The 23575-nt window shown below is 68.8% G+C and carries 26 protein-coding genes, 1 tRNA gene and 3 pseudogenes; 10 read left to right on the top strand and 20 right to left on the bottom strand.

The window, feature by feature from the left end:
* Positions 1-142 precede the first annotated feature (142 nt).
* The 3 genes from GXW83_RS24650 to GXW83_RS24640 all read right to left on the bottom strand — a co-directional run bounded on the left by GXW83_RS24650 (position 143) and on the right by GXW83_RS24640 (position 2881).
* Positions 143-1240 carry a three-Cys-motif partner protein TcmP gene (locus GXW83_RS24650; RefSeq protein WP_034090784.1) on the bottom strand — a complete coding sequence of 366 codons (1098 nt, stop codon included), beginning with the start codon at positions 1238-1240 and terminating at the stop codon, positions 143-145.
* Positions 1241-1325: 85 nt separating this feature from the next.
* Entirely contained in the window at positions 1326-2081 is a 756-nt protein-coding gene (locus tag GXW83_RS24645) for a DUF5131 family protein (RefSeq protein ID WP_034090785.1), read from the bottom strand.
* Positions 2082-2314: 233 nt separating this feature from the next.
* Positions 2315-2881: a site-specific integrase gene (locus tag GXW83_RS24640; RefSeq protein WP_052069919.1), complete on the bottom strand. Its 567-nt coding sequence runs from the start codon at positions 2879-2881 to the stop codon at positions 2315-2317.
* Positions 2882-3269: 388 nt separating this feature from the next.
* Here GXW83_RS24640 and GXW83_RS24635 point away from each other — a divergent pair.
* A tRNA-Pro gene (locus GXW83_RS24635) sits at positions 3270-3345 on the top strand.
* Positions 3346-3890: 545 nt separating this feature from the next.
* On the opposite strand, the gene GXW83_RS24630 is transcribed toward GXW83_RS24635, so the two are convergent.
* From GXW83_RS24630 to GXW83_RS24590, 10 genes and pseudogenes are all read right to left on the bottom strand, one after another.
* Positions 3891-4277: a hypothetical protein gene (locus GXW83_RS24630; protein WP_182445269.1), complete on the bottom strand. Its 387-nt coding sequence runs from the start codon at positions 4275-4277 to the stop codon at positions 3891-3893.
* 8 nt (positions 4278-4285) lie between these two features.
* The gene (locus GXW83_RS24625; RefSeq protein ID WP_182445267.1) at positions 4286-5749 is read right to left on the bottom strand and encodes a hypothetical protein; all 1464 of its coding nucleotides are present in this window, start codon (positions 5747-5749) and stop codon (positions 4286-4288) included.
* A complete protein-coding gene (locus GXW83_RS24620) occupies positions 5746-6042 on the bottom strand; it encodes a WXG100 family type VII secretion target (RefSeq protein WP_182445265.1) in 297 nt (98 codons plus the stop codon). The genes GXW83_RS24625 and GXW83_RS24620 overlap by 4 nt, the downstream gene beginning before the upstream one ends.
* A 144-nt stretch (positions 6043-6186) precedes the next feature.
* Positions 6187-6900, bottom strand: a complete 714-nt coding sequence (locus GXW83_RS24615; protein WP_182445263.1) for a DUF6000 family protein — start codon at positions 6898-6900, stop codon at positions 6187-6189.
* Positions 6901-6949: 49 nt separating this feature from the next.
* Positions 6950-7504 (bottom strand): tyrosine-type recombinase/integrase, encoded by a 555-nt coding sequence (locus GXW83_RS24610; RefSeq protein WP_225447230.1) that lies wholly within the window; start codon positions 7502-7504, stop codon positions 6950-6952.
* A gap of 18 nt (positions 7505-7522) precedes the next feature.
* Positions 7523-7966: pseudogene (locus tag GXW83_RS24605) on the bottom strand (integrase core domain-containing protein); the annotation flags it as partial.
* A 19-nt stretch (positions 7967-7985) separates the two neighbouring features.
* Complete coding sequence (locus GXW83_RS24600; RefSeq protein ID WP_225446702.1) at positions 7986-10337, bottom strand: site-specific integrase; 2352 nt, start codon at positions 10335-10337, stop codon at positions 7986-7988.
* Positions 10334-11104 (bottom strand): site-specific integrase, encoded by a 771-nt coding sequence (locus GXW83_RS24595; RefSeq protein WP_225447229.1) that lies wholly within the window; start codon positions 11102-11104, stop codon positions 10334-10336. The genes GXW83_RS24600 and GXW83_RS24595 overlap by 4 nt, the downstream gene beginning before the upstream one ends.
* A complete protein-coding gene (locus GXW83_RS34445) occupies positions 11080-11391 on the bottom strand; it encodes a site-specific integrase (RefSeq protein ID WP_225447540.1) in 312 nt (103 codons plus the stop codon). Before GXW83_RS34445 ends, GXW83_RS24595 begins: the two co-directional genes overlap by 25 nt.
* A 72-nt stretch (positions 11392-11463) precedes the next feature.
* Positions 11464-12081 (bottom strand): IS3 family transposase, encoded by a 618-nt coding sequence (locus GXW83_RS24590; RefSeq protein WP_182445259.1) that lies wholly within the window; start codon positions 12079-12081, stop codon positions 11464-11466.
* 69 nt (positions 12082-12150) lie between these two features.
* Between GXW83_RS24590 and GXW83_RS24585 the strand changes: the two genes are divergently transcribed.
* Complete coding sequence (locus GXW83_RS24585; protein ID WP_182447534.1) at positions 12151-12726, top strand: RHS repeat-associated core domain-containing protein; 576 nt, start codon at positions 12151-12153, stop codon at positions 12724-12726.
* A 279-nt stretch (positions 12727-13005) separates the two neighbouring features.
* On the opposite strand, the gene GXW83_RS34945 is transcribed toward GXW83_RS24585, so the two are convergent.
* Positions 13006-14448: a transposase gene (locus GXW83_RS34945; RefSeq protein ID WP_255431365.1), complete on the bottom strand. Its 1443-nt coding sequence runs from the start codon at positions 14446-14448 to the stop codon at positions 13006-13008.
* Positions 14388-14612: pseudogene (locus tag GXW83_RS34435) on the bottom strand (transposase); the annotation flags it as partial. The gene GXW83_RS34945 and the pseudogene GXW83_RS34435, both read right to left, overlap by 61 nt.
* A gap of 143 nt (positions 14613-14755) precedes the next feature.
* Here GXW83_RS34435 and GXW83_RS34430 point away from each other — a divergent pair.
* Both GXW83_RS34430 and GXW83_RS24570 read left to right on the top strand, forming a co-directional pair.
* A complete protein-coding gene (locus GXW83_RS34430) occupies positions 14756-15880 on the top strand; it encodes a MarR family transcriptional regulator (protein WP_225447228.1) in 1125 nt (374 codons plus the stop codon).
* Between the two features lie 95 nt (positions 15881-15975).
* Positions 15976-16587 (top strand): hypothetical protein, encoded by a 612-nt coding sequence (locus tag GXW83_RS24570; RefSeq protein WP_182445257.1) that lies wholly within the window; start codon positions 15976-15978, stop codon positions 16585-16587.
* A gap of 299 nt (positions 16588-16886) precedes the next feature.
* On the opposite strand, the gene GXW83_RS24565 is transcribed toward GXW83_RS24570, so the two are convergent.
* On the bottom strand, positions 16887-17120 hold the full coding sequence (locus tag GXW83_RS24565) for a hypothetical protein (protein WP_182445255.1): 234 nt from the start codon (positions 17118-17120) through the stop codon (positions 16887-16889).
* A gap of 194 nt (positions 17121-17314) precedes the next feature.
* Between GXW83_RS24565 and GXW83_RS24560 the strand changes: the two genes are divergently transcribed.
* Both GXW83_RS24560 and GXW83_RS24555 read left to right on the top strand, forming a co-directional pair.
* Complete coding sequence (locus GXW83_RS24560) at positions 17315-18598, top strand: hypothetical protein (RefSeq protein WP_182445254.1); 1284 nt, start codon at positions 17315-17317, stop codon at positions 18596-18598.
* Between the two features lie 224 nt (positions 18599-18822).
* Positions 18823-19023 carry a hypothetical protein gene (locus GXW83_RS24555; RefSeq protein ID WP_182445252.1) on the top strand — a complete coding sequence of 67 codons (201 nt, stop codon included), beginning with the start codon at positions 18823-18825 and terminating at the stop codon, positions 19021-19023.
* Positions 19024-19162: 139 nt separating this feature from the next.
* Here GXW83_RS24555 and GXW83_RS24550 read toward each other — a convergent pair whose 3' ends face one another.
* Positions 19163-19549 carry a hypothetical protein gene (locus GXW83_RS24550; protein WP_182445250.1) on the bottom strand — a complete coding sequence of 129 codons (387 nt, stop codon included), beginning with the start codon at positions 19547-19549 and terminating at the stop codon, positions 19163-19165.
* Positions 19546-19806, bottom strand: a complete 261-nt coding sequence (locus tag GXW83_RS24545; protein ID WP_182445248.1) for a hypothetical protein — start codon at positions 19804-19806, stop codon at positions 19546-19548. Before GXW83_RS24545 ends, GXW83_RS24550 begins: the two co-directional genes overlap by 4 nt.
* Positions 19807-20457: 651 nt before the next feature.
* Between GXW83_RS24545 and GXW83_RS35435 the strand changes: the two genes are divergently transcribed.
* Positions 20458-20802: a transposase gene (locus GXW83_RS35435; RefSeq protein WP_182445247.1), complete on the top strand. Its 345-nt coding sequence runs from the start codon at positions 20458-20460 to the stop codon at positions 20800-20802.
* Between the two features lie 455 nt (positions 20803-21257).
* On the opposite strand, the gene GXW83_RS24535 is transcribed toward GXW83_RS35435, so the two are convergent.
* Positions 21258-21569, bottom strand: a complete 312-nt coding sequence (locus tag GXW83_RS24535; protein WP_182445245.1) for a hypothetical protein — start codon at positions 21567-21569, stop codon at positions 21258-21260.
* A gap of 689 nt (positions 21570-22258) precedes the next feature.
* On the opposite strand from GXW83_RS24535, the gene GXW83_RS34940 reads away from it, so the two are divergent.
* Positions 22259-22624 carry a hypothetical protein gene (locus tag GXW83_RS34940; RefSeq protein WP_255431326.1) on the top strand — a complete coding sequence of 122 codons (366 nt, stop codon included), beginning with the start codon at positions 22259-22261 and terminating at the stop codon, positions 22622-22624.
* Between the two features lie 100 nt (positions 22625-22724).
* On the opposite strand, the pseudogene GXW83_RS35430 reads toward GXW83_RS34940, so the two are convergent.
* Positions 22725-22883: pseudogene (locus GXW83_RS35430) on the bottom strand (RNA polymerase sigma factor); the annotation flags it as partial.
* 37 nt (positions 22884-22920) lie between these two features.
* On the opposite strand from GXW83_RS35430, the gene GXW83_RS34935 reads away from it, so the two are divergent.
* Together GXW83_RS34935 and GXW83_RS24525 are read left to right on the top strand one after the other, a co-directional pair.
* Positions 22921-23052: a hypothetical protein gene (locus GXW83_RS34935; RefSeq protein ID WP_255431325.1), complete on the top strand. Its 132-nt coding sequence runs from the start codon at positions 22921-22923 to the stop codon at positions 23050-23052.
* Positions 23049-23231, top strand: a complete 183-nt coding sequence (locus GXW83_RS24525) for a hypothetical protein (RefSeq protein WP_182445241.1) — start codon at positions 23049-23051, stop codon at positions 23229-23231. The genes GXW83_RS34935 and GXW83_RS24525 overlap by 4 nt, the downstream gene beginning before the upstream one ends.
* Positions 23232-23575 lie beyond the last annotated feature (344 nt).

Raw genomic sequence — 23575 nt, 5'->3', positions numbered from 1 at the left:
AAGTTGGACCCCGTTCCCTCGGTCGGAACGGTGATGGGCTACGGGATTTCGGACGACACAGCGGCCCGGGGTGCCTGACTGCGTTCACGTGAGCCGTTCCGAGGTGGGCAGAGCCCCAGTCCTCGAACTGATCGGATGAGTGTCAGAAGAGAGCGTCGCTGCGGACGGGTGTGATCAGTGAGGCCTTTAGGATCCTTCCCGGGGAGGTGGTGATCCACTCGTCGGTGCGCATCCTGGTGAGGGAGGCGATGACCTGGCCGGGCCGGTAGACCGTCTCCAGCAGGGCGAAGCGCTGAAGTGAGGTCACGCTCATCGGGGCAGCTGCGGCCTGCAGGTGGTCGATGAGGATGCGCCGCAGGGGGGCGGTGTCGGGCTCGAATTCGAGATCTAGGAGCTGCTGGCCGGTGTCCTTGGGGTCGCGGTAGCGGACGCCGGTGGTGGGGTCGACCTTCCACATGGCGTCCTTCATCTTCTCCACGCCGCGCTCGTGGCGGGTGCCGAAGATGAGGTACAGCAGGTGACTCTTCTCGTCGACCATCTCGAAGGACAGGCTGTGGTCGAAGCCGGCGCGGCGCAAGGTCAGACGGTACTGGTCGCGCAGGAAGGCCGCTTTGTCGCTGCTGTGCTGGCTGAACACGCCCTGCCAGTCCGAGCCGCCGAAGAAGGTGTTGCCGGCCTCGCGGTGGATCCCGTCGGCGGTGGCGAAGCGGACGAGGAACTGGGGCTGGAAGGTGATCAACACCTCGCTGCTGCGATGGCGTGCGATCTGCCGCAGGAGAGCGAAGGGCACCTCGGGGCCGCCAAAGCCGTCGAGGAGCACGAACATCGGGTGCAGGTGGCTGCCCGTGTTCACCAGGTGCGCCAGCAGGTCAGGATGGCAGCCTCCCCGCTCGATACGGGTCTGCAGCCGCGCCAGCTCGGGGCCGCCGGTACTGCGCGCGCGGGCGATCTGCTGCTCCAGCATCGCCTTGCGCCGGGCGTCTTCCTCGACGAGCACCATCTTGACGGTCTTACCCGGCCGTTGGCGCAGAGCGGCAGCCAGGACGTTGTGGGCGATCACCGGTGAACCGGGCTCGCCGTGCTTGTAGATTCCCGGGCCGGCGAAGCCCTCGGCGTAGCTGACGGCTTCGTTTCTGGAGAGCAGGATCGGTGCCCATGCCTGGAGGTACCGGCGCAGCACGTCGTGCTTGGCGGCGGTGTGCGGGTCCCGGTCCCAGACAGGTTCTTTTGGTACCGCCATGTGTCCCCCCATGCGGTGTTGTGAACACGCCTGGAACGAGGATCACACAGCCGCTCGGGCGGCACCAGGGTGCGTGCACGGCCGACTAGGACACGGCCAGGCCTGCACGGGCGGGGAGTTGGTCCCACGTGCGGCCCTGAAGGTCGCGTCCGCCGGCCTTCGGCTTGTGGCCGCCCCACTGCTTGAAGAAGAACGGGATCCCGGCCTCCCCGCAGGAGTCGCGGATGTCGAGCACCCATTGCTGCTCCATGGGGCGATGGCCCGGGCCGGACTCACCACCGGCGATGACCCAGCCGATGCCGTCGAGGTCCAGGGCGGGAAGCGGGCCGAGCAAGGGTTCGAGGGAAAGGAAACGCACTGCTGCCGGCACAGTGCGCAGGTCCTCGATTCGGCTGAGCTGGGAGGCGTTCTCGACCGATACGCCCATCCATAGGTTCGACGGCCAGTCGAGTTGCCCGGCGACGCGTCGAAGGCGCACCGATCGTTTGGTCAGCAGCTGGTAGGTGTGCTGGGGGGTGTCCGCCATGACGTCGAACACCTGGCGGACGAACGGCAGCGGGACCCGGGCGTGGAAGAGGTCGCTCATGGAGTTCACGAACACCGTGCGCGGGGTGCGCCAGCGTCGTGGGATATCGAGAGCGTCTGGATGCACCGCCAGGCCGAAGCCGGGACCGGAGGTACGGGAGTCGCCGTCGTGCTGGTACTTGGCTGCTCCCATCGACTTCAGGCGCTTGGCCAGGGTGAGCGCGTAGCAGTTGTCGCACCCGGCTGAGACCTGGTCGCACCCGGTGGTGGGATTCCAGGTCGCTTCGGTCCACTCGATGGCGCTGCGATCGCTCATGACGGTCCCCCTAACGGGCCCGGGAGAACTCGCGAGCCCCTGTCTGCCGTGCCCAACGAGCGTTAGCCCGAACGGACACGCGATCAGGCCATCATGGCAATCGAACGAATGTTCCGCTAGGGCCGGGTCGGCCCTAGCGGACACTGCGCGGGTCTCCCCGCGGCCGCTGTAGGCAAAGAGACCCGCCGGCACCTGCTGTGGCTCGCGTCGGAGGTTGCTGATCCGCCGGTGCCTCAGGCGGCGAAGCGCAAGGCGGTGGCGGGGCGGTCGGGAATGTGCTGGGCGTCGGCGCGGTCCAGAGCGCTGGCGAGTGCGGCGCCGGTGTCGTGGGCGGCGTACTTGAGGAGGTGCCCGTAGAGGTTGAGGGTGGTGGCCAGGGTGGAGTGGCGCAGGGTCTTGGAGACCAGGGCGATGGGCATGCCCTCGCTGATCATGATAGTCGCGGCGGTGCGGCGCAGGTCGTGCATGCCGATCTCCTCGGTGCGGCGCCGCAGCTGGTCCAGGACCCACTGCGGGCGCAGCGGTGACCGGCCGTCGTGGCACAAGACCAGTCCCTCCAGTGGGGCGCCCGGGGGCATCAGGGCCTGCTGGATGTGGGCCTGGCGCAGCAGGGCGGCGTGGACGCGTGGCGACATCGCGACCCAGCTCATGCTGGCCCTCGTCTTGGGCGGGCCCAGGTGGTAGGTGCTGTTGTTGACCGCCGACAGGGAGTAGCGCACGTAGAAGCTGCGCTCCATGAGGTGGACGTCGCTCCAGTGCAGGCCCAGGACTTCGCCGCGGCGCAGGCCGGTGCCGATCACGTAGGGCGACCGGTGCCCGCTCGGCTCGCTGTTCCTACAGGTGGGGGAAGACCGCCCCGGAGCGCGGGCGATCTGGAGCTGATGTGCCAGTGTCAGGGGAACCCGGGGCCTTCATTGCGGAACAGGCGTCGATTCCAGACTCGACTGGACTGGAATTAAATAACCAATTCCGCTAACAATGGAAGTCTCTGCCATATTTAGCGCTGCATCTTTCGGGATGTCTTGGGGCGGTCCCCATTTCAATGTTCCGGCAATTTCCTGGGGACCAGCTGGGGACCAGGTGCGGGGCGAAGGCGCAGATCGGAGCCCTGGGGACCAGTTGGGGACCAGCTGAACGACCCCCTCGGGAACGCTATGGGCCGTTTTGCACGTCTGGAACGTTCCTGACGTGACTGATGTGCTGTAGTTCGTGCCCATACCTGACTGGGGGTCAGGGGGTCGCAGGTTCAAATCCTGTCGTCCCGACTGGACGCGTGTCCATAGTCGCAGCTTAGGGGCCGTATCTGATGGATCAGATACGGCCCCTGAGTCGTTTCCGGCCCGCAGAGGCCCGTTCAGCCTGGGAGCGGATTGGGAGCGAATCGCTCCCAATCCGCTCCCAGCGTCAATTTCGGTTGATTTCGCATCACCCGATCGGGTCGAGTCGCGGAGTTTTCCGCGGACGATCATGGTGTCGGGTCGTCTGAGCTGCCAGTGACCGGTGCGCAGATGGGTAATGCCTGGAGCGCGAAGGGGGTCGTCGGGTCAGGTGCTCTTGGCGCTGTTGCTGCTCGCCTGACTTGACGTCAAAAGGCGCAAGTGCTGTTCGCTGTCTCTTCGCCGCTTCTGCGGCTGGGAGTGGGCGGGCGCGCGTGGTGAGGCGTTCACCTGCGTTCGGCCGCTGTTGGGCTCCACTGACGGGTGGTTGGGCGCTTTGCCGGACTGTTCGTCGGTCTTGTTGCCGGGGTGTCCCCGTGACTGGCGGTGATGGTGGTGTCCGCGGTGGTGCGATGGTTGAATGCGCGGGCGGTCAGGCCTCCACGGCTTGGCCGGCGGTGATGCCGGCGGGGGTGCTGCGGAACCAGCAGGGTTCGAAGTGGTCCAGGGAGGTGAGGTTGTCCCAGTCGCGGTTGATGCGGTTGAGGATCTCGTCGGGGCCACCGGGCCAGTCGAGGAAGTCGCCGGAGTCGTCGGTGGAGTTGGACAGTTCTCCGGCGTGCATGAGGTCGTGTGACAGGAGGAAGGCGCACACGGCCAGGGCTTCGGTCTTGATGTCCTGGGGGCTGGGTGCTGTGTGGGCTTTCCACCAGGCGGCGGTCTCGCTTTCCACCAGCCGCTGGATGACGGTGAGGCCGACCCAGTCGTCGAGTCCTTGGTAGAGGACTTCTTCGACGACGGGGTGGTTGAGCGTGATCATTGTGTCTGTCATCCCTTGGGGAGGTGGATCTTCCAGGTTTTGCCGTTTGCGGAGGTGGCGTCGATGTCGATGGTCTCGCCGCCGGAGCTGGAGGTGATGCGGTATTGGATGCGGGTGCCGTCGGAGCGCAGGTAAGAGGCGAGTTTCTGTCCGGGGCCCGGTTGCGGGGCGTCGTCGGTGAGTTTGGACCAGATCGCGTCGAGGTCGTCCACCGAGCGTACGGTCCGCACGGGCATTTTACGTCCGGAGTTCTTACCCAGGACGGAGCCGTTGTCTTTGAGGATGTCGTCGGCGGTCAGGTCGTCGATGGCATCGGAGTCGATCATTCCGTCGGGGCCCAGGACCCCGGCGTCGGCGCCTCCAAAGCCGGCGGGCGTTCCACCCCCGCCCCCAGTGCCGCCGCCGCGGCCTGCGACGCTGGCGAGTTCGCGGCTCTCGGTCTGGGACATCTCACTGTCGAGGGTGGTGCTGACCTGGGTGGTCTCGGCGTCGACGGCCTCTATCTCGGGGACGCCGTCGGCCGCGGCGGACAGCATGGCCTCCAGCGCGGCGATTCCCTCGGCCGCCAGGTTGGACAGGGCCACATCCAGGATGGTCTCCACCGAGCCGAAGATCCCCGCAGCCTCCGCGGCGTCGAACCCGAGCGCTCCGGCGTCGGAGCCTCCGCCGGTGAACAGCGTGCCGATGGCACCCAGGGCCGTGGTCAGGCCCAGCGAGATGCCGGCCTCGGCCAGCTTGTGCTCGAACTCGCTGTGCGCATTGTCGATCGCACCAGCGAAGTCGTCACAGTATTTCGCCAGTTGGGTACACGCGAGGTAGGCGCTGGACAGCGGCGCTGCGCCTCCGGCGTCGCAGTAGCTCCAGATCTTGCCCCAGAAGGCGGCCATGGCATTCACCGAGGCGCTGGAGTTGTTGTCGGTCAGCGACTGGACGCCGGCGTCCATATCGCGGGCCGCGTTGTCCAGGCCGGTGGCTGCGGTGCGGAACGCACTGGCGGCGGCGCGCAGCCGGTCCTGGTGGCCGTCCGGCCAGTACTTGTCGATCGGCGGCGGCCAGTGGTTGCTGCCCCCGCCCACCGCGGTGAGCGGGACCGGATACATCACATCCGTGATCACGAAAGGCAGGGAATACAGACGCGGTCCCGCACTGCCCGCCGCGGCATTGGAATGGCCGTCAGCTTTGAGGTAGTTGTTCGCGGTCGTCGATAGACCCGTCGACGCCTGCCCGACCGCCCGCACACACGCCGACAGCGTAACGAAAAGAGCCTTCGCCGCCGGATCGTACTGCGCGGCGAACTGCTTCCCGTACTTGTCGTCCCCGGCCATCCCGGCCGCCGCCTGCAAAGCACTGCTCAACGTCCCCGCGATGCTGTCGATGGTGCTCTGGCCACCGGCGAAAGTCAGCGCGACGCTCTGGAGGTCCTCAGGGGACACATCGATCGGCTGCGCCCCGGCCACCGCAGGGCTGCTCATTTGACGCCCCACATGACCAGGTTGGCGCTCTCGGCGGCGGTGTAGTTGCCGTGGGCGGTGGTGGTCAGCTGGTGCAGGCGCGCCAGCGACTGGTGCAGGTCGCTTGAGGTGGCGCGCCACTCGCTGAAGCACTGGTGGAAGCGGTCGTGGGCGTCGCCACTCCACGATGCGGCTATCCGGGCCAGGGCTTCGTCGAGGTCGTCCAGGTGCGCTTGCAGTTGGCCGGCTGTCGATTCCAGTTGCTGTGTCAGCTCGCTGAGCGAGCCGAAGACCACCTTCAGCCGCTGTGTCATCCGCTCTGCCCCCCGTGTCCGGTATGCCAGGGAGCTACGCTATCCGACCCGACCATATGGTCAAACTATCGCCATAATGGACGTATGGCCGTCGCGGGGCCACGTGGGCAGGCGAGCAGTACCTGGCAATGCCGGGGCAGTTGGTCAGTTCGCGGTCGGCTTACCTCGTCGCCGACGGAGTCGGCGGCGCAGGCCGGGGTTGCCCCCGGCAGCGACCGTGACGTCGTCGCGCAGGGCCTGCCGGAGTTCGTCGAGCGGGGCGTTCAGGGAACCGCGCCAGCGTTGCCATGGTCCGTCGGGGGCGAGCAGATGCCGACTGTGGCTGGTGCCGAGTTCCTGGTCGAGGTAGAGCAGTGCTCCCATTGCCTGCGCCTGGCACTGGCTGGGATCGTCCGTGTCGGGGTCGGGCGGCAGGGACAGGGCGCGGTCCAGGTAGGCGCGCAGGATCTCGGCGTCCCGTTCGGTGCCCGGCCGGGCCAGGGCCGTGCAGTAGTCCCACCGGTAGCCGCACGGGGTCTCGCCCATGAGCCCGTGTTCGAGGCGGTCCCGCAGATCGGCGCGGCGACCGGCGGCGATGAGCCAGGTGACGGCCAGCCACTCACGCCAGCCGCCGTTGTCCAGGAGGAAGACGAGGTCCTCGGCAGGCGCACGCCGACCGGCCCGCTGGAGCCGCCACTGCAACCACCGCTGCCGCGGCCGCGACATGACGAACGCCCCGCCGAGCAGCCTGAAGTAGCGCCGCCCCGGCGTGACCCAGCGTCCGACCAGGCGAAGCCGCCGCATCCCGCTGGGGTCGCCCGGCGTCCCCCACAGAGCTGGCTTGACCGACCGATCCTCGCGGCGGGACCTGGCAGCCATCGCTCTCGCTTCCTGTCCGGTGGGTCGGGCTGGACCGGAATGGTAGCGGTCAGTGTCGTCGATGCGGCCGGATGGATTGTGCTGGGGGCGGGGCGGTGAAGTGTCCTGGGGCCGCTTTTGACAGCGGCCCCAGAACAGGTGATGGGTACTCAGGCGGGGAGCGGTCCGGAGTCGCCGTCGTGCTCGCCGTTGTCCTTGGGATCCGTCTGGGGAGGGAGCGTTGCCAGCGGGTTTGGAGGGCGTTGAGGAGGTTGTGTTCGACTTGGGGGGCGACGTGGCTGTAGATGTCGTTGATTTTGTGGTCCATGCGGTGGCCGAGGCGGCGGGCTTGGGCTACGTCGGGGATGCCGTCTTCGATGAGCCAGGTTTTGTGGCTGTGGCGGAGGCTGTGGAAGGTGAGTTTGGGGTTGATCTCGGTCCAGTGGGTGCCGTCGGGGCGGGTGGTGCCGTGGACGGCGGGGGCCCAGATGCGGCGTTGGAAGGTGGAGCGGCGCAGGTGTTTGTCGCGGACGGTGCGGAAGACGGTGTTGCTGCGGTGTCGGTGGAGTTCGTCGGCGAGGAGGGTGGTGAGGAAGGGGGTAGGGCGATGGTGTGGAGTCGACACGGTTTTCAACCCCTGCGGCTATGCGGCCATGGTCATTCGATCTTGCCAAGCGGTTCGTGCTGCCGTCGGTGTCTGGAAGCCGGTGGCGGAGTGGAGTCTTCGCTCGTTGTAGTCCTTGATCCAGTTTTGGATGTCGTGTCGGGCGGTGGCGCGGTCGGGCCAGCTGTCGCGGCCGATCTCGGATTTGAGGGTGGCGAAGAACGATTCCGCTGCCGCGCCGTCGAGGCATGAGCCGGTGCGGCTGGTGCTGGACCGGATGCCGAGGCGGCGGAGCGTGTTGCGGTAGGCGCGCGAGTGGTATTGGCTGCCCCTGTCGGTGTGCATGATGGCGTTGCCAGCGACGAGTCCGGTGCGGTGGGCCATGGTGATCGCGTCGACGGCGAGACCCGTGCGCATGTGCGGCGCGATCGCGTACCCGATCAGTTCCTTGGTGCTGAGGTCGAGGACGGTCGCGATTCTGTGGAATCTGTGACCTGTGGTTTCATCGTTGGGTGCCTTGTCGGACTTCGATGATGGGTAGCAGTCGGGAGGCGGTCGGTCGGTTCAGCTCGAGAGGGCTGGGGCCGGCGGGGGTAGGGGTCTCGGCGAGGCGGTCGAGGAGTGCGTCCAGAGCGGCCTGTCCGTCGTCGACGGCGGCGCGTTCGTCGTCGGTCAGCGGGATAGAGACGAGCATCCGCTGCAGGTTGGCCTTGGCTTCCAGGAGTTGGGCCTGGGTGGAGTCCTTGGGGGTGTAGAAGTCACAGCGTGCGCAGGCCATGCGGTGCTGGCACTGCTCGAAGAAGCTGTAGGTGCAGTAGCCGTGGCCGAGGTCGTAGTGCTGCCAGGGCACCCCGCCCGCGGCGGCGCCGGAGGCGACGGCGTCGCGGTCGACCAGGACCTCGATGGTCCGCAGGTTGCGGGAGAAGTACCCGGCTTCGGTGTAGGCCCTGGTCAGCGTGTTCGGGGTGATCTTCGCGTAGTGCTGGGTGCTGACCGGGCTGCGGTGGCCGAGCCATGCCTGCAGCTCGAAGAGGGTCATCGGCTCCTTGGCGTTGTAGAGCTGGCTGGCGATGGTGGATCGGGCCCGGTGGCTGGTGATGTTGCCGCGGACGTCGGCGGTGGGCACTCCGGCCTTCTCGCAGAGCGAGGGGATCAGGGTGCGGTTGATGTAGTTCTTCGCGACCGGGTGGGCTCGGATGGAGAAGAGCAGGTCGACGTGTTCGCTGGTCTTGGCATCGAGGCGCTTCGGCTGGGCGGGCCGCAGGGCCTGCCAGGCTTCGATGGCCTGGCCGACGATCGGGTCGACGGGCTTGGTGAAAGCGGTGTTGGTCTTGTTGACCGGGACGTCGAGCAGGCAGACGGCCTGGTCGGCCAGGACCTCGCGGGAGGCACCGTCGATGGGCTGTCCCTCGTGCTGCCAGCGGACGCAGCCGACCCGCAACCGGGAGATCTCATCGCTCCTCAGACCGGAGAACAGCCAGGTCAGTGCGAGCGAGCGGATCAATTCGAGGGGGTAGTAGCTGCCGGCGGAGGTGCCCGGCAGGTCCGGGGCCTGGAGGTTGAGCCCGGCCCACAACAGCTTGGCCCAGATCTCGTCGGCGATGACGCGGGGATCGGTGGCGATCAGCGCGGCGATGGTGCGGGGCACCGCCAGTGCCCGGGCGGTGTCGAACCGGCGGGGCATCCATTCCCATTCCTGCAGGTCACGCAGGAATGTGCGGGTGCCCATGAGGATGTGGGCCTTGGTGCGCGGGGCGATCGGATCGCCGAGGCGGTCGTGGAGGTGGTCACTGCGCTGGACGTAGTCGCCGACGGCCATCCTGTCGACCGCGGCGACCCAGTCCGCGCAGGTCGCCCGGGTCCAGTGGGCCGGATCGACGGCCTCGGGATGCTCGGCGGCCAGCCAGCGGCCGGCCTTGGCCATGTTCGTGCGGATGTTGTTGCGGACGTTCGCGGTCAGGACGGAGGTGTCGTACCAACGCTGCAGATAGCCCGACCACGGCTCGGGGACCCCGGCCAGGGTCGGGGCGTGGTTGAAGCCGGGGCGGACGGGGGCATGGCAGTGCCCCAGGTCGGCCAGGATCTTCTGCAGGGCAAAGAACCCGGACGCATACCGGGTGCCGGTGGCCGGGTGCGCCTGCAGGCGGGCGAACACCTCGGTGGTCAGGTCCTCCAGGCGAGGGCTGCGGTTGATCAGCAGGGCCTGGGCCAGGACCCCGGGCAGCCGGTAGCGGCCGTCGTCACGATTGTGGCTGCGGTATCCCCAGCGGTCCGCGACCACGGCGACCTCGCCCATCGCCGCCTCGATGGCTTCGGGGCCGAAGAGGAGCTGGGCCAGGTGGAGCCGGTTGAAGTGGCCCAGGTGCTGGAAATCGGTGAAGCCGCCGAGGAGATAGCCCAGGGAGATCAGGAACGGGCGGGTCGCAGTGTCTGTCGGGAGTTCCTGTGCTGTGCGGAACGCGGTGCTGCCGGTGGAGCACAACCGTGCCCAGTCCCAGGGTGTCCAGCCCCACCACGAGCGGTTCATTGCACGGCAGTTGGCCAAGACGACGGCCGCAGCCTGTGCCCCGGCCCGGCGAAGATTGACCTCATCGTCGTGGTGCAGGGCGTGAAGGGCCTGGTCGAGGGGGTCGACCAGGCGGGTCAGTGCTCTCCAGTGCACAGCGGTCCGTCGCGGGATGCCGCCGTGGGCCCGCTGACGACGCAGGGCCCGCAGGTCCAGCGCTGCCAGGGCGGCAGCCTCCTGGTCCAGCAGCCCCGGGCGCTGGTCGAAACGGTCCAGGGCGAACAACTGCGGCCGGCCGTCTGCGGCGACCGGGCCGGCGGCAAGCGGGCCGATCTTCGGCAGGGTCACCTCGCGTTCCTCTCCGTGCCGGTGAGCATCTCGATTCGCCAGGCGTGCAGATGCGACATCGAGGCGTTCAGCCGAGCCGACAGTTCACGGCCGGACAGATGGATGTAGCGCAGGGTCGACTCGGGGCTGCGGTGTCCGGCGAAGGTCGCGATCGCGTGCAGTTCCCAGCCCATCCGGGCCAGGTCCGTCAGGCACAGATGCCGGGTGGTGTGGGTGGAAAAGCGCGGCACCTCGGCGTCCAGCGCGATCCGGCGCACGACCTTCGACCAGGTCCACAAGGTCAGCGGCTGTGCCGCATTGCGGCGCGACTCCGAGAGGAACAGCGGTCCCCGGGCCCGCGACAGCGTGGCACGGTGGCGCAGGTACTCGCCCAGCAACACCCCGGTGGACGCCGAATAGGGCACCATCCGCTCCTGGCGGGTCTTGGTGGTCTCCGCCCGCACCCGCAGCATGCGGTGGGCCGGATCGATGTCGTCCGTCCGCAGCGAGCACAGCTCCTCCCGCCGAAGCGCCGCATCGTAGGCCACCGCCAGCATCAGCCGGTTGCGGATCGGCTCGGCCCGGAAGACGTCCAGGACCTGCAGCCACTCGGCCTCGGCCGGGATCCACGGCAGCTTGACCATGCGCGGCACCAGCCCCCGCGCGACCCCGGTGCCGCCTGCCCGCCCCGGTGTGTAGCGGCCACGGCCCACCGGATTCGACTCGCGCACCCCTTCCTCGACCAGGAAGTCGAAGAACAGCCTCACCGGCACCAGCCGCTGCTGCAAAGTGGCATTGGACAGACCCGCCCCGAGTCCAGGGCCAGGACATTCGATCCGCCGCGACTTGGCCTGGTCCTCAACTCCCGTACAAAAGCAGCGATATGGCTCCGATTGACTCTCTCCGGATCGTTCCCGTCCCGCTCGCACGCCAGCAGGAACTCGCCCAGACCACGGGCGTACGCATCGATCGTCCGGGGCGCCCGGCCCAGGTCCGACCAGATCTGCAGCCACTCGGCCGCCCGCGCATGCCGGTCCAAGACCGGCCACTTCTCCGACAACACCGTCACGAACATGCTCAACGCGACAGCAGGCCCGCCGTGCCGCCCCAGACGGCAGATCCATCCGTCAGCGTGATTCCACGTAACTTATAGGTACAGCCAGCCCTCGCCGGTCGGGAAGCAGGTGATGTCACCTGTGAGTTTGAGGCTGGGCATGGGCGCGGTGAACTGGCGCTGGATCAGGTCGGTGATGGTGGCTGCGGCCTGGTCGGGCTTGGTGAGGTTCCGCCGTTTGCGTCTGGTGATCCCGGACAGGCCGTTGTGGCGCATAAGTCGGGCGATGCGGCGTCGTCCGACTTCGACTCCTTCGCGCTTGAGTTCGCGGGTGACGCGTTCGGCACCGTAGGCCGGGTGGGCGGTATGGACTTCTCGGATCCGCTCCAGGAGTTCGGCTTCCTGGCGGGCTCGTTCCTCGCGGATGGCTTGGGCGCGGACCCAGGCGCGGTAGTTGCTGCGGTCGGTGATCAGTACGCGGCACAGTCGCCTCAGGCTGAACTGGCTGCGGTGGGCGTGAATGAACGCGAAGCGTTCACGGGCCGGCGCCAGGTGGATCAGCGGCCCCGCGGCCTCCCGCAGTAACTCGTTGTCAGCCCGAACATGCTCGAGTTCCCTCCTGAGCCAGCGGAGTTCAGCGAGTAACTGGGATTCTGTGACTGGGGGTTCTGGGCGACCTGATCGGCGAGACACGACCGGGAACCCTGCCACAGTGATCCTCTACCGGCTCGTGCTGTTGCTGAACCGTGTCCGGCAGCAGAGAGGCCGGGCCCGGGAGCGATCACCGCGCGAGGCCCCGACCAGCCCGGATACTGCAAGGGGGTCGAAAACCGCGTCGACTCCAGACCCGCCGGAACCCTCCGCGGCACCCCCACCGTCACCGTCCCCAATCCACTGGGCTACGACGGTGCCTACCTCAACACCAGCGGCCTCTACACCATGGGCGACCGCACCTACGACCCCACCATCGCCCGCTTCACCCAACCCGACCCCAAGGGCCAAGGCCCCGACCCCTACGCCTACGCCGGCGACAATCCCGTCAACAACACCGACCCCACCGGAACCTCGTTCCTCAATATCTCCATCAGCGGTTGCCTGGGCATCTGCGTCGACCTGGGGGTTGACATCGGAGCGGACGGGGTCAACGGAACTGCCGGTCTGGGAGTAGGACCTGACGCTGGGGTGGACGCCAGCGCTACCGAGAACAGCGGTGAGGCGGAGGACGGCGTGGACGGCGAACTTGAGTGCACCGCTGGCGGCGCCGTGGTTGGCGCAGGTACCGGGGGCGGTGTGGAAGCCGGAGCCACTACGGCGACGGAAGCAGGTTGCGAAGCCGGCGTGGTGGCAACTTACTGAACAGACAGAGAGGATCGGATATGTACCTGGCACTCGGTGGAGGCGGCGGCAACGGCGGCAACTCCAGCTCCTGGATACTTTGGATAGTGATCATCGTTGCCGTCGTCCTGCTGGGCGGCCTGGCTGCGTCGCGGTTCAGGAAATAGCAGTTGCGTGGCAGTCGTACCGGAACCACGGACTGACACGTTGTCTCCCTAATCTTGTGGCGCCCAACCAGCAGGCTGGTTGGGCGCCACAAAGGTGACGGGTGACTCTGTCGGTGATCTTGGGTGGTTGAGGTTATGTGCCGAGGGTGCGCCAGGACTTGGATCGGGGAATCGCCTGCTGGTCCAGGAAGGTCTGGAAGGCGGTGGGCGGTCTCGGTGAAGAGGTTTTCTCGGCCTCTGGCCTGCTGCTGAGCCGCTCGAGGTTCACGGCGATGGCTGTGAGTACGTGTTGCAGGTGGGCTTTCGGCTGTCCTCGGTAGCGGCAGCTGCGCATGCCGTGGCCGTGGGCGAACTCGTTGATGGTGCCCTCCACTCCGGAGCGGACCGCGTAGCGGGACTTCCACTCAGGTGTCTGCTGCTCGGCGCGGACGCGGACTTGCAGGTCACGGAGTTCCTGCGGGGGAAAGCCCACGTTGCGGGCGTCACTGGAGCTGGTGCACTGAGGCCGGTCTGGGCACGGCTGGCACTGGCTCCTGGTGAACCGCGCACGATCAGTGGTGCGGCGGTGGGTGAGGAGGTCGGGTAGGGGCCGTGCCAGCCCGCGCTGACCTGGCCCTGGGGGCAGGTCACTTGGCGGCGGTCGAAGTCGATGTGGAAGTCGTCGCGATCGAAGCCTTCGTTCTTGCGGTGCTGGCTGGTGGGGTTGCCCGGGAGTGGACCGGTGACGGTGACCTGGTGTTCGCGGGCGGCTCGTTCCAGGTGGACCAGGGAGGTGTAGCCGCCGTCGACCAGGTGCTCGGCGGGCAGCAGTCCGCGACGGGCCAGGCGGGTGTGGATGCCGGGCAGGGCCTGGCCGTCGTTGGTGGCGGCCGAGGTGGTGGCCACGTCCGTGATCACGTTGACGCTGTCGGCGGCACAGGTCTCGGTGAGGTGGGCAGCGTAGCCCTTCCAGCGGATGATGTGCCCGTGCCGGACGTAGCGCGCCGTGGTGTCGTAGGGAGAGACGACTGCCGAGGCGGAGGGCGGCAGGCCGCCGTCCTCGGCGGTGCGCCAGCGCAGCCGGCCCGTCGCATCGCGGTAGTAGTTCTGCACCACGATCTGCCGCAGGGCCTCGGCCTGCGGACCGGAACCGTAAGCGGCCCCGCTGCCGTGCAGGGCCTCCAGCAGCCGACAGGCATCGTCGCCGGCGGCCAGGATCCGGGTCTTGGGCCGGGTGGGGTTCTTGCCCAACCGGGCCGGGCGGCCGTAGCGGCGCCCCCAGTCCTCGTCGACCAGGTCGACCAGCAAGTCCCCGGCGGTGCGGGCGACTTCTTCGAGCGCGGCGCGGACCGCCTCGGTGACGAGCTCGAGTCGGGTCAGGTCGCGCACCGCGGCCAGGACGTGGGTGGAGTCGGTGCGCTGCGTGGTGCGCTCGCCCACGAGGCCGGCCTTCTTCAGTCGGGCGAGCGCCAGATCCAGGAGACGGTCGGCCCGGTCGTCCTGGGCCAGGCGCTCGCGGAAGTCGGCCAGCACGCTGTGGTGGAAGCCGGGATCGTCCAGCTCTATGGCCATCGCGTACTTGAAGTCGATGCGGCACCGGACTGCCTCTGCTGCCTGCCGGTCCGACAAGCCGAGCAGGAACTGCAGCACGCAGACCGTGGCAAGTTGGGCGGGCGAGAGCCCAGGACGCCCGTCACGCGGATACCAGCCCGCGAAGTCCTCATCGCACCACAGCCCGTCCAGCCGGTCTCTGACCCACATCGCCGTCGTGCCACCCGGATTGCTCGCCCGGGCGATCTGCGCGGTCAGAGACGGGACTTGTCCACCGGAGCGGGGGTGAAGCGACAACGGACACCTCGGCAGCTGAATCGGTCGACGAGACAGGCCGAGCATGCCCACCGATCATGCTCGCACACCAGGAAGCACCAAGATCACCGACAGAGTCAAGCACCTGGAGCGACGCCGACTTCGAGGCGATGGGATGGCACGACGTCACCATCCACGGACTCTGCGTGCAGCCAGGCTCCGCCGACAACTCACTACCGCGCTTGTTGCTGGACATCGACTACATCGTTCGTTGGGTCCATCCGGTCGCGCCGGAGACGCGCTTCAGCTTCTGGATCGCGCCGTCCACGGTCGTGTTCGAGGACGTCTGGGAGGTTGAGGGCGATCTCGACTTCAAGGGCACGGCCATGAGTCTCAAGATCGACAACCTGCGACGATCGACGCCAGAGGACAGTCGCGGAGGCCCGCAGTGGCACCTTGAGGGCCACTCGCTGGCGCTGACGCGCGGGGAGCTGGCGACGCTGCTGCGGCTGGTAGAGGCGTGCTTCGCGCCAGGGTGGCGGACGAAGGGGGAGGACTGGTCGACGGCGCCGGGGCTGCTGGGCACGGGTAGCGGTCCGACAGCGGCGTCGGACCGGCTGGCGTTGCTGCTGTTGGTGCTGGAGTGCGGCAGCCGGGGTCGGGTGCGGCTGTGCGGTGGCCGTGCGGATGAGCGGCACGGGCGGTCGGCGACGACGTTGGCGCGGCTGATGTCGTGCACGCCGTCGCGGGCTGCCCGGATCCTGGCCCGGCTGGAGGAGCAGGGGCTGGTGGACCGGCGCCGGGTGAAGACCGCGTCCGGGCTGCACCACCGTGCCCGGCTGCTGGTGCCGGCGGTGGCGGCCGCGCACGGGGCCTCGGTCCCCGCCGACGTGGAGGATCAGGCCCAGGAGCAGGCTGTGGAGGCAGCCGAAGCCGGAATTGCAGACCCCGCACCGGCGGCAGGGGTGGGAGAGCCGCCCGCTGATGATGTATCAGTGCAGGCCCCGGTCCTGGATGTGGCGGGTGGTGTGTGGAAGTTGCAGACCCCGCACCAGCGGCACACCTTCACACTGATCACTCTCCTGTGGCTGATGTGGTTGGTGATGCTTGCCCTGTGGATGGTTTTTCCGGCGAAGCCGTCGTCGGGGCGGGCCGTCTACGGCCGGAGCGCGCAGACGTGCGCGAGGACGCCGCCATCCAGGCCGGAGACCGCCCCCGGCTGACCGTGGTCGAGGGCGGCCCGCTGCGCGGGGAACAGCCAAAGACGGAGCGCCGCGGTGGAACTTCTAGGTGGAAAGCCGCTGGCCAGGAGCGCGACGTGGCGCAGGTCCCGGCGGACCTGGTCGTGGCCCTGTCGCCGGTGATCGGGCTGTGGTGGCGGGTGAAGCGCCGGGGGGAGCGGGCCGTGATCGTGGCCGCTGCCCGGGCGGAGCTGGCGGCCGTGGCCGAGCGGACCGACCCGACCTCGGCTCCCGGATTGCTGGCCGAGCGGCTGGCGTACCGGCTGGGCCGCCAGGGCTCGGTCGGCTCGGTCCGCGACCCCGTGGGCTGGCTGCTGCGGCGCGGCCTGCCCCAGGGCCGTCAGTGCGGTGACGTGCGCTGTGACGACGGCACCCTGCTCACCGACGGGTCCGCCTGCCCGCGCTGCGAGGACAACCGGACCTGCCGCCGCCGGGAGCGGCAGCAGGTCACCGAGGACGTCGCCCGGAGGCTGCCGCACGCCACCGCGGGCGAGCGGCGGGACGCGGTCGAGCAGCGCATGCGGCAGCTGGCGGGGATCGAGGCGGAGCTCCAGCAGATCCGTAGGGAGCGTGCGGCCGCGGCTCCGGCGTGGTGGACGTGCTCGCAGTGCGAGCGGTCCGCGCCCAGCACCCCGCCGCCGTCGGGGGTGTGCCGGGACTGCCGGGCCGAGGCCGGGGAGGTGCAGTGATGGCTGTGAAGCAGCGGGCCCCGGACGCGGGGGACCGCGGGCCGCAGGGTGCGGCGGTGCCCCGGGTGTCGGGGGCGGACCTGGCCAAGATGGCGTTGCAGGCCGCGGTCGATCCCTCCGATGCCCAACGAGCCGCCTTGTATCCCGGCGCCGGAATAAGCGGTCCTGGACGGCCCGCACGCCGTCCGCGCGACATCGTTGGGCGTCAGCGAAACCGGCCGTGCGCCGCGGCCCGGTGCCCGGTGGTTGCAGGGACTTGTGACAGTCCTGCTGCCACGACGGTCGGCTGCGGCCCGGTGTCAGGAGCCCGTCGGGGGGTCGGGTGGTGCTGTCCGTCCTGGTGGCTGGCTGTCGTGTGGGGTTGGTGGTGCGGCAGGGCCGGTTCCCTTCCAGACGCCGTAGAGGCTGGACAGGGCGACGGCGATGGTTGCCAGCGTGCCGGCCGAGATGCCCATGGCGGTGAGCAGGACGCCGGTGGCCAGGACCGCGAGGAAGGCAATCAGGTCCAGGCGGTGACGAGTGGTCGGCTTCATCGTGGTCCTTTGTGAGTGGCCTGATGCGGTCAGGACCACAGTGCACAAGTGAGCGGTTGTCCGTGCTGTCCGATCGTGTTCAGGCAGGGCAGAGCCGGGAATGTTGCGGACAGGAGTGGGCGGGGCAGGACGGGACGGGGGCGGTGGGAATGCCACGGGTAGATCATGGCCGGACGGGGCAGCGGCTGGGGCCGTTGGACGGGCCGAGCACGCAGGCCGACGAACTGGCCCAATGGCTGCGTCAGATCGTCCAAAGGCTGACCCAGCGCGAGCTTGCGCAGAAGTTCCCCGCCTACCAGCGCACGCAGTGGGGCGAGTTCCTCAAGGGACGCAAGCCGATCCCGAAGTGGCTTCTGCAGGACCTGGTCACCACCTTGATCACATCACCCCAGCAACGTCAGCTCCAGCTCGCGCGGGGACTGGAACTGTGGGAGGCGGCGCAGAAGGCGGCACTGGCCAAACAGGCGCCGACGGTCATGGCGCCGTCCGGTGAGTCGCTTTCGCAGCTCCACATCAGGCTCGACCGGGCGCGGCAGGCAGAGATGGCAGCGCAGTCGACGCTGCTGGGTACGACACAGATTGTCCACATGCTCCTGACCATGGTGGCCTCGCTGCGCGAGCGGTGCTCGTTGCTGCAGAGCGAGCGAGATGAGGCCCTGGCCCAGGTCCGGCCCGACGCAGCCGCACTGCAGCAGCACCTCGCCGAGTCCCGCCGGCGCCTGGCCGAGACCCAGGCCCAGCTGACCAGGGCCCGGCAGGAGCGAGAGCAGGCCGAGGAACTGCGGGCCCAGGCCCAGCAGATCGCCGAACACAGGCGCCGCGAGCTGGAGGAACTCCACCAGGAAACGGCCCCGCGCCCCACAGGGCAGGACCACGACGGCATCACCCCGCCCGCAGGGGACCCGTCAGCCGCGCTCGGACTGCCGGAACTGCTCGAATACGACCGCGTCCTCGCCGCCACCGAGGAGCGGCTGGAAGCCCATGGCGCACAGATGGCCGTACTGCGCCAGCAGATGAAAATCCCCGATCCCTGCAGGGGCGAGCAGGCGCGGGTCGTGGCGGGCGACGTTGTCCGCGCCGCCGCCGCGGACAGCGCGGACAGGCCTGCGGCTGCGTTCGGTGGACCCTCGGCTCTCGTAGAGCGTGATTCGCCGGCCAAGTTCCTCAGTGACCTGAAGGACCTGTGCAGCACCAGGGGCCGGGACTACATCACCGTGCTCGGACAGGACCTACGCGAAAGCGAGCTGCTGAAGAGCAACATGGACGGCGCTTTCCCTAGCACACTGCCAACCACTACGAGGCTTTCCCGGGAGACAGTGGCGCATCAACAGGCGGACAGGATGCCATCCGGGCAGCGACTGCTGCGGATACTGAACAGCCTGGGAGTCGAGGAAGCGGAGACCTTGGCGTGGGTTGCGCGGCATCGCGCGCTGCGGAACTGGTTCGCACGCCTGCGTGATGCGCGCAGTGAGACGTGACCATCGGGCTCAGCCACTGGGCAGCTTGCGCGACGCGGCGGGACCGTGCACCTGGGCACCCTCAAGACGCTGGAAGCAGCCGGCCTGGTCGTGATCGGTGAAGAGGAAGAAGGAGCCGGACAAGCGCGGCCGGCAGTGGCAGGCCCAGCTCACCAAGGACGGCCACCAGGCCCTCACCGATACCGTCGACCCGCAGGACGGCTGACCAGGTATCCGCACCCACTTTGGCCACCGATCCGGCGTTCGCCGAGACGCTGCTGCTGGTCATCGACTTCGAGGCCACCACCCCGGCCGGGCACCGCCCGCAGCCGGTCGAGGTCGCCGCCCTGGCCGTCCAGCACGTTCCCGGCCGGGGCCCGCAGCCCACCGGCTGGAGCTACCAGTCGCTGATTCGGCCGCCCGACTTCGCCCCGGTCACCCCATGATGACCCGCACCACCGGCATCCAGCCCGAAGACGTTGCCGATGGCCGCCTGGTCGACCAAGTCCTCGACGAGTTGGACGGCACCGTCCCGGACGGGCCGCCGCTCCTGGTTGCCCCCGTACGCCTGGTCGGGTCCTCGCTTCAGGCGGGTGGTTGCAAGGGGAAGGTTCTGATGGGCAGGTCCTGGTAGGTGGTCCCGTCGCCGGTGAGGAGCGGTAGGCCGTGTGGCCAGTCGACGTTGGGGGAGGCGGCGTGTGCGGCATGGGCGTGGGGCCATGGAAGGGTGGCGCGGCCGACGGCGCTGGCGGCTGCCAGGTCCAGATCCAGGAAGGTGAGTGCTTCGAGGGAGGCGAAGTAGTCGGCGGAGCCGGGGCGGTCGCGTTCGGACTGGGTCAGGCAGCTGGTGGGAACCAGGATGCGGCGGTCGGGCGAGTGGTGGGTGGTGTCGTAGATGTAGGACAGGAAGCGGTTGCCGGCGGCGAGGGCGGCCAGGGCTGTGTGGTCCAGGACGACGGTGCCTGGATTCAAGGCTTGTCGCCTTCCAGGCCCGCCCAGAAGGCTTCGGCAGCTCGACGGTCGGGGTCGGCGGGGTCGTCGTCGACGACTACGCCGTTGGTCGCCATGGCGGCGCGGCCGCGGGCCTGGCGCTCGGCGAGTTCGGCGGGCGTCATCGTCTGAGCGGCCATGCGGGCCACGACCTGTTTGATGGAGGTGTTGGAGGCATCCGCGATGGCCTTGAGCCGGTCGCGCACCTCGACATCGACCTGGATGCTGGTGAGGGTCATATCGTTACCCTACGCGCAGACTATAGAAATTCTCCAGATTCAGTTTCGTCTCATCTGGAATGGCAAGCCGCGAGGAGCGGGACTTGCTAGCCCACCTCAGACGCTGCAGGACCACCCCCGCAGGCGCGGGGAGCAGAGGCTGCCGGAGAAGCGGATCGCATACATCGCGGGACCATTCCCGCGGGCGCGGGGAGCAGAGGCCTGCGACGCCACAGTCCCCGTACTGGTCGGGACCATCCCCGCGGGCGCGGGGAGTAGGGAGGGACGGCATAGGGACGATTGCCGTTCACGGGACCATCCCCACAGGCGCGGAGAGCAGAGGCTGCCGGAGAAGCGGATCGCATAAATTGCGGGACCATCCCCGCGCCCGTGGGGATGGTCCCAGGGTGTCTTGTCCGTATCTGGCACGCTTTGCCTGCTCCCCGCGCCCGCGGGGATGGTCCCCTGCCCAACGTGGTCGGGAAAATGTCGAGATACTGCTCCCCGCGCCCGCGGGGATGGTCCTGGCGCGTTGAGACCGAAGAACAGGTTCATGAGCTGCTCCCTGCGCCCGCGGGGATGGTCCCCAGTTCAGCACCCGCGAGAGCCGGGCCTCGCGCTGCTCCCCGCGCCCGCGGGGATGGTCCCCGGTCACCCGCCAGCAAGCCGGTCATGCCGGTGGCGGAAGACCACAGCCACAGCGCGCCGCCGGGCAGGCGGTCGACCTGCAGTCGGATCAGCGTCCCCCTCGACTGGGCCCGCAAGTACCTGAGCCTGACGGTGAAGACGGTCAAACGCCCGCCCGGCCAGGTCGGCTTCAAGGTCCTGCCCAAGCGTTGGGTGGTCGAGCGCACCTTGAGCTGGCTGATCCGGGCCCGCCGCAACGTCCGCGACTACGAACGCCTGTCGGCCCACAGTGAGGCTAGCCTCAACTGGGCCTCGATCACACTGATGACCCGGCGTATCGCCCGCCAGCAGGCGCACACTGCATCATCCCTCGAACTGGCCGCGGCCTGACCCGAAGGCCTGGCAGGAAGTGGTATGCCCTGTCATTCCGAGAACGGCAGAGGGTGCTGGCCGCGCTCGATAATGGCGCCGGCAGTAGAACGACCGCGCGCTCCGTGACTCTGACTCCCGGCTGGAGACGAGGGAGTGCCCGGTCTGCGGGGTCACCTGGCTGGCGGGGTTGGAGCGTTGTGCCGATGCTCGCTTCTGCTCGGGAGGCTGCCGACAGGCCGATCACTGCCGCCGGTCAGCGCCCTATGACCGCTGGCCGACAACATCAACTGAGACAAGCTCACCGAAGTGCTGCGGGGAGGCAACGTCAACTGAGACTCCACCGAAGATCCGTCTCACCCGACCATGCATCACCGCTGGTCACAGCTTCGGCTACCGACAAATTCAAATGAGACGGGACAGTTACCTCTCCAGCACCCACTGGCGCGAGGTGCCCGGGCCAGCTGCTGGGTGGGTCAGCAGTCGACCCCGGCGCTGCGCCAGGCGGTCAGGACCTCGTTGAACGCTGCCCGGTTGTCGGCGGTGAGGTCTTGGCGCAGCAGGGCCCGGGTGACCAGCTCGTAGGTGCCGGGCAGGTCGAGGGTGAGCACCGCGAGGACTCTCTCCAGCGAGGCGATCACACCGCGCAGGTCGGTGCCGTGGACGACCTGGAGGTAGTCGGGCAGCAGGTTGGCCAGGTGTGCACCGTCGTCGCCGGGACTGCTGTCGACGGCTCCGGCCAGGGCCGCGTGGCAGGCCCAGACCGCGTCCAGGGCGTGATGGGGCACGGCTGCGGCCCGCAGGTTGTCGGGCGGTGGTCGTCGGTGGCCGGGTCGCTCACCGTTTCGGCGGCGATTTGCCAGGTCAGGGTGGGTACCAGGTAGCGGGTGTCATTAGGAGTGGACGCCGCAGCTGATCCGGCGGCTTCCATTACCTCGCCGATCAGGCGGGCGTCGGCGCTGAAGGCGTAGCTGGAGGGGAGCAGGACGGGGTGCTCGCCGCGGGCGGGGGAGTTGTTCATTGGGCGAGTCTGCCCGTGGCGGACTGTTGGCGACAGCGCTTCGAGGGTGGGCCTCTGCCGACGATGGTGAGATGGCAGAGGGGCTGTCCTCGTTGCCGGGGCTCGGCACCGGGGACGAGCGTGCTGGCGCATCCGCATGCGCTCTGCTCGTTGTGTCAGTGGGGTTCGCCGACCAGGTGGAGGAGTTCTTGTTCGATGAGGGTGGTGGGCTGGGGTACTTCGCCGTAGTCGGGGTCGTCTGTGAGGACGGGGAGGCGGTTGATGACGGCTTCGATGGCGGGGGGCAGGCGCAGGTCGAGTCCGAGGTTGGAGCGGGCCAGGATGTCGGTGCGGATGTCGGCCGGCAGCAGGGGGCGGGTGGCGGTCAGGGGGCGGCTGCGGAGGGGGCCTCGGGAGACGAGGTGCTGGGTACCAGCCGATCCAGTAGTCGGCGTCGTCGGGCTCGCCCTGGGCGAGGTGGTGCAGGTGCAGGCAGTAGGCGGCGGTGCGGCTGCCGGATCCGCCGGCGAAGCGCCACCAGAACTCGGCGGCGTCGGTGCGGCCGCTGGCGTAGAGCAGGGCGCCGAAGACTTCGGCGCCCTCGGGCTGGATGTGGCCGGCGTTGACCAGGGCGTGCAGTCCGGCGGATGCCTCGGGGGCGTCCATGATCAGGGCGACCAGGGTGCGCAGCTCCTGTTCGGCCTGTTCGTGGCGGGAGGGGGCGTTGACGGGGGCGGTGGTGATGCGGGCCTGGCGGGCGGTGGTGATGTGCTCGGCGTGGGCGCGGACGGGCCGCTGGACGCGGACGGCCTGCGCCGGGCCCTCGTTCGGGGTGTCGCCTGACTGCGGTGCGGGCGTGGGGAGGTGGCGGGAGGAGAGGTGCTTCACCGGGTGGTGCCCCTTTCGGGGAGGTAGCGCCCAGGGGCTTGGCCAGGCGCTCGCGGGCGTGGCGCAGGTTGGAGCGTACGGTCGCCGTCGGCCGTTCCAGGTACTGGGCGATGTCTTCGACGTCCAGGTCCAGGACGTAGTGGAGGATTGTGACGGTGCGCTGGCGGTCGGGCAGGGCCAGGATCGCGGAGTACAGGCCGATCTGCTCGGGCATCTCGGCCAGTGTCTGCTCGTGGCGGCGGAGCGCGTCGATGACGGTGGTGAACGTGGTCGCCTCGACCTGTGCTTCCGGCTGGTCGGCGATCCATTCGTGGCAAGGCATGCGCTACCTGGACCGCACCCTGAACCCCAGCCACCACGACCCGGAGAGCACCACCCCATGACCACCGAGGACATCCTCAAAGACGCCGCCCGCCACCTCGACCAGCACTGCCCGCCCCCCGACACCGACGACTTCCTCGACACCCTCGCTCGGATCACCAACCCCACCTCCGACATCCCACCACCCGACCGATCAGCAACCGGGACGCGCGTCGCTGCTCGCACCCAGTCGGAGCTCTGACGCTGCCCGGCTGCCGGCCGGGGCGAGAGGTAGGCGGCCGGGCGCCGCGCCGGGGGCCTCTTGATCGGTGCCTCCGCGAGCGTCCGCTGAACTCACTGCTGGTCAGCAGGTCCTGGGACGAGCCGGAGCCGGAATCCGTTCGCTGACAGTCCAGCCGGACCCAACCCGGGCCAAGCGCCAGCCTGCATGAAGCAGCAGACCCCCGGTCGAACACCTGGACGACATACTGCGCAACGGGGCTTTCTTCCGGCAGCGTTGGGGACGTTGGGCCATGCAGGGCTGGCTCCGGGAGATGGAACAGCTCCACCTCGTCCGCCACGACCGCACCACGGACACCTGGCTGA

Origin of the sequence: Streptacidiphilus sp. PB12-B1b (assembly GCF_014084125.1) — a bacterium.
Classification (GTDB): domain Bacteria; phylum Actinomycetota; class Actinomycetes; order Streptomycetales; family Streptomycetaceae; genus Streptacidiphilus.
Note: the sequence above shows the minus strand (reverse complement) of the source record. Positions and strands in the feature narration are given on the sequence as shown.

Bases quoted from the DNA above. Each gene is read 5' to 3' on its own strand.
- GXW83_RS24565 (WP_182445255.1), bottom strand. From the start codon at position 17,120: ATGAAGCCGACCACTCGTCACCGCCTGGACCTGATTGCCTTCCTCGCG.
- GXW83_RS24615 (WP_182445263.1), bottom strand. From the start codon at position 6,900: ATGGCTGCCAGGTCCCGCCGCGAGGATCGGTCGGTCAAGCCAGCTCTG.
- GXW83_RS24525 (WP_182445241.1), top strand. From the start codon at position 23,049: ATGACCACCGAGGACATCCTCAAAGACGCCGCCCGCCACCTCGACCAG.
- GXW83_RS24620 (WP_182445265.1), bottom strand. From the start codon at position 6,042: ATGACACAGCGGCTGAAGGTGGTCTTCGGCTCGCTCAGCGAGCTGACA.
- GXW83_RS34935 (WP_255431325.1), top strand. From the start codon at position 22,921: ATGACGGTGGTGAACGTGGTCGCCTCGACCTGTGCTTCCGGCTGGTCG.
- GXW83_RS24545 (WP_182445248.1), bottom strand. From the start codon at position 19,806: ATGACCCTCACCAGCATCCAGGTCGATGTCGAGGTGCGCGACCGGCTC.
- GXW83_RS35435 (WP_182445247.1), top strand. From the start codon at position 20,458: ATGCCGGTGGCGGAAGACCACAGCCACAGCGCGCCGCCGGGCAGGCGG.
- GXW83_RS24645 (WP_034090785.1), bottom strand. From the start codon at position 2,081: ATGAGCGATCGCAGCGCCATCGAGTGGACCGAAGCGACCTGGAATCCC.
- GXW83_RS24625 (WP_182445267.1), bottom strand. From the start codon at position 5,749: ATGAGCAGCCCTGCGGTGGCCGGGGCGCAGCCGATCGATGTGTCCCCT.
- GXW83_RS34430 (WP_225447228.1), top strand. From the start codon at position 14,756: ATGCTCGCACACCAGGAAGCACCAAGATCACCGACAGAGTCAAGCACC.
- GXW83_RS24630 (WP_182445269.1), bottom strand. From the start codon at position 4,277: ATGATCACGCTCAACCACCCCGTCGTCGAAGAAGTCCTCTACCAAGGA.
- GXW83_RS34445 (WP_225447540.1), bottom strand. From the start codon at position 11,391: ATGTTCGTGACGGTGTTGTCGGAGAAGTGGCCGGTCTTGGACCGGCAT.
- GXW83_RS24650 (WP_034090784.1), bottom strand. From the start codon at position 1,240: ATGGCGGTACCAAAAGAACCTGTCTGGGACCGGGACCCGCACACCGCC.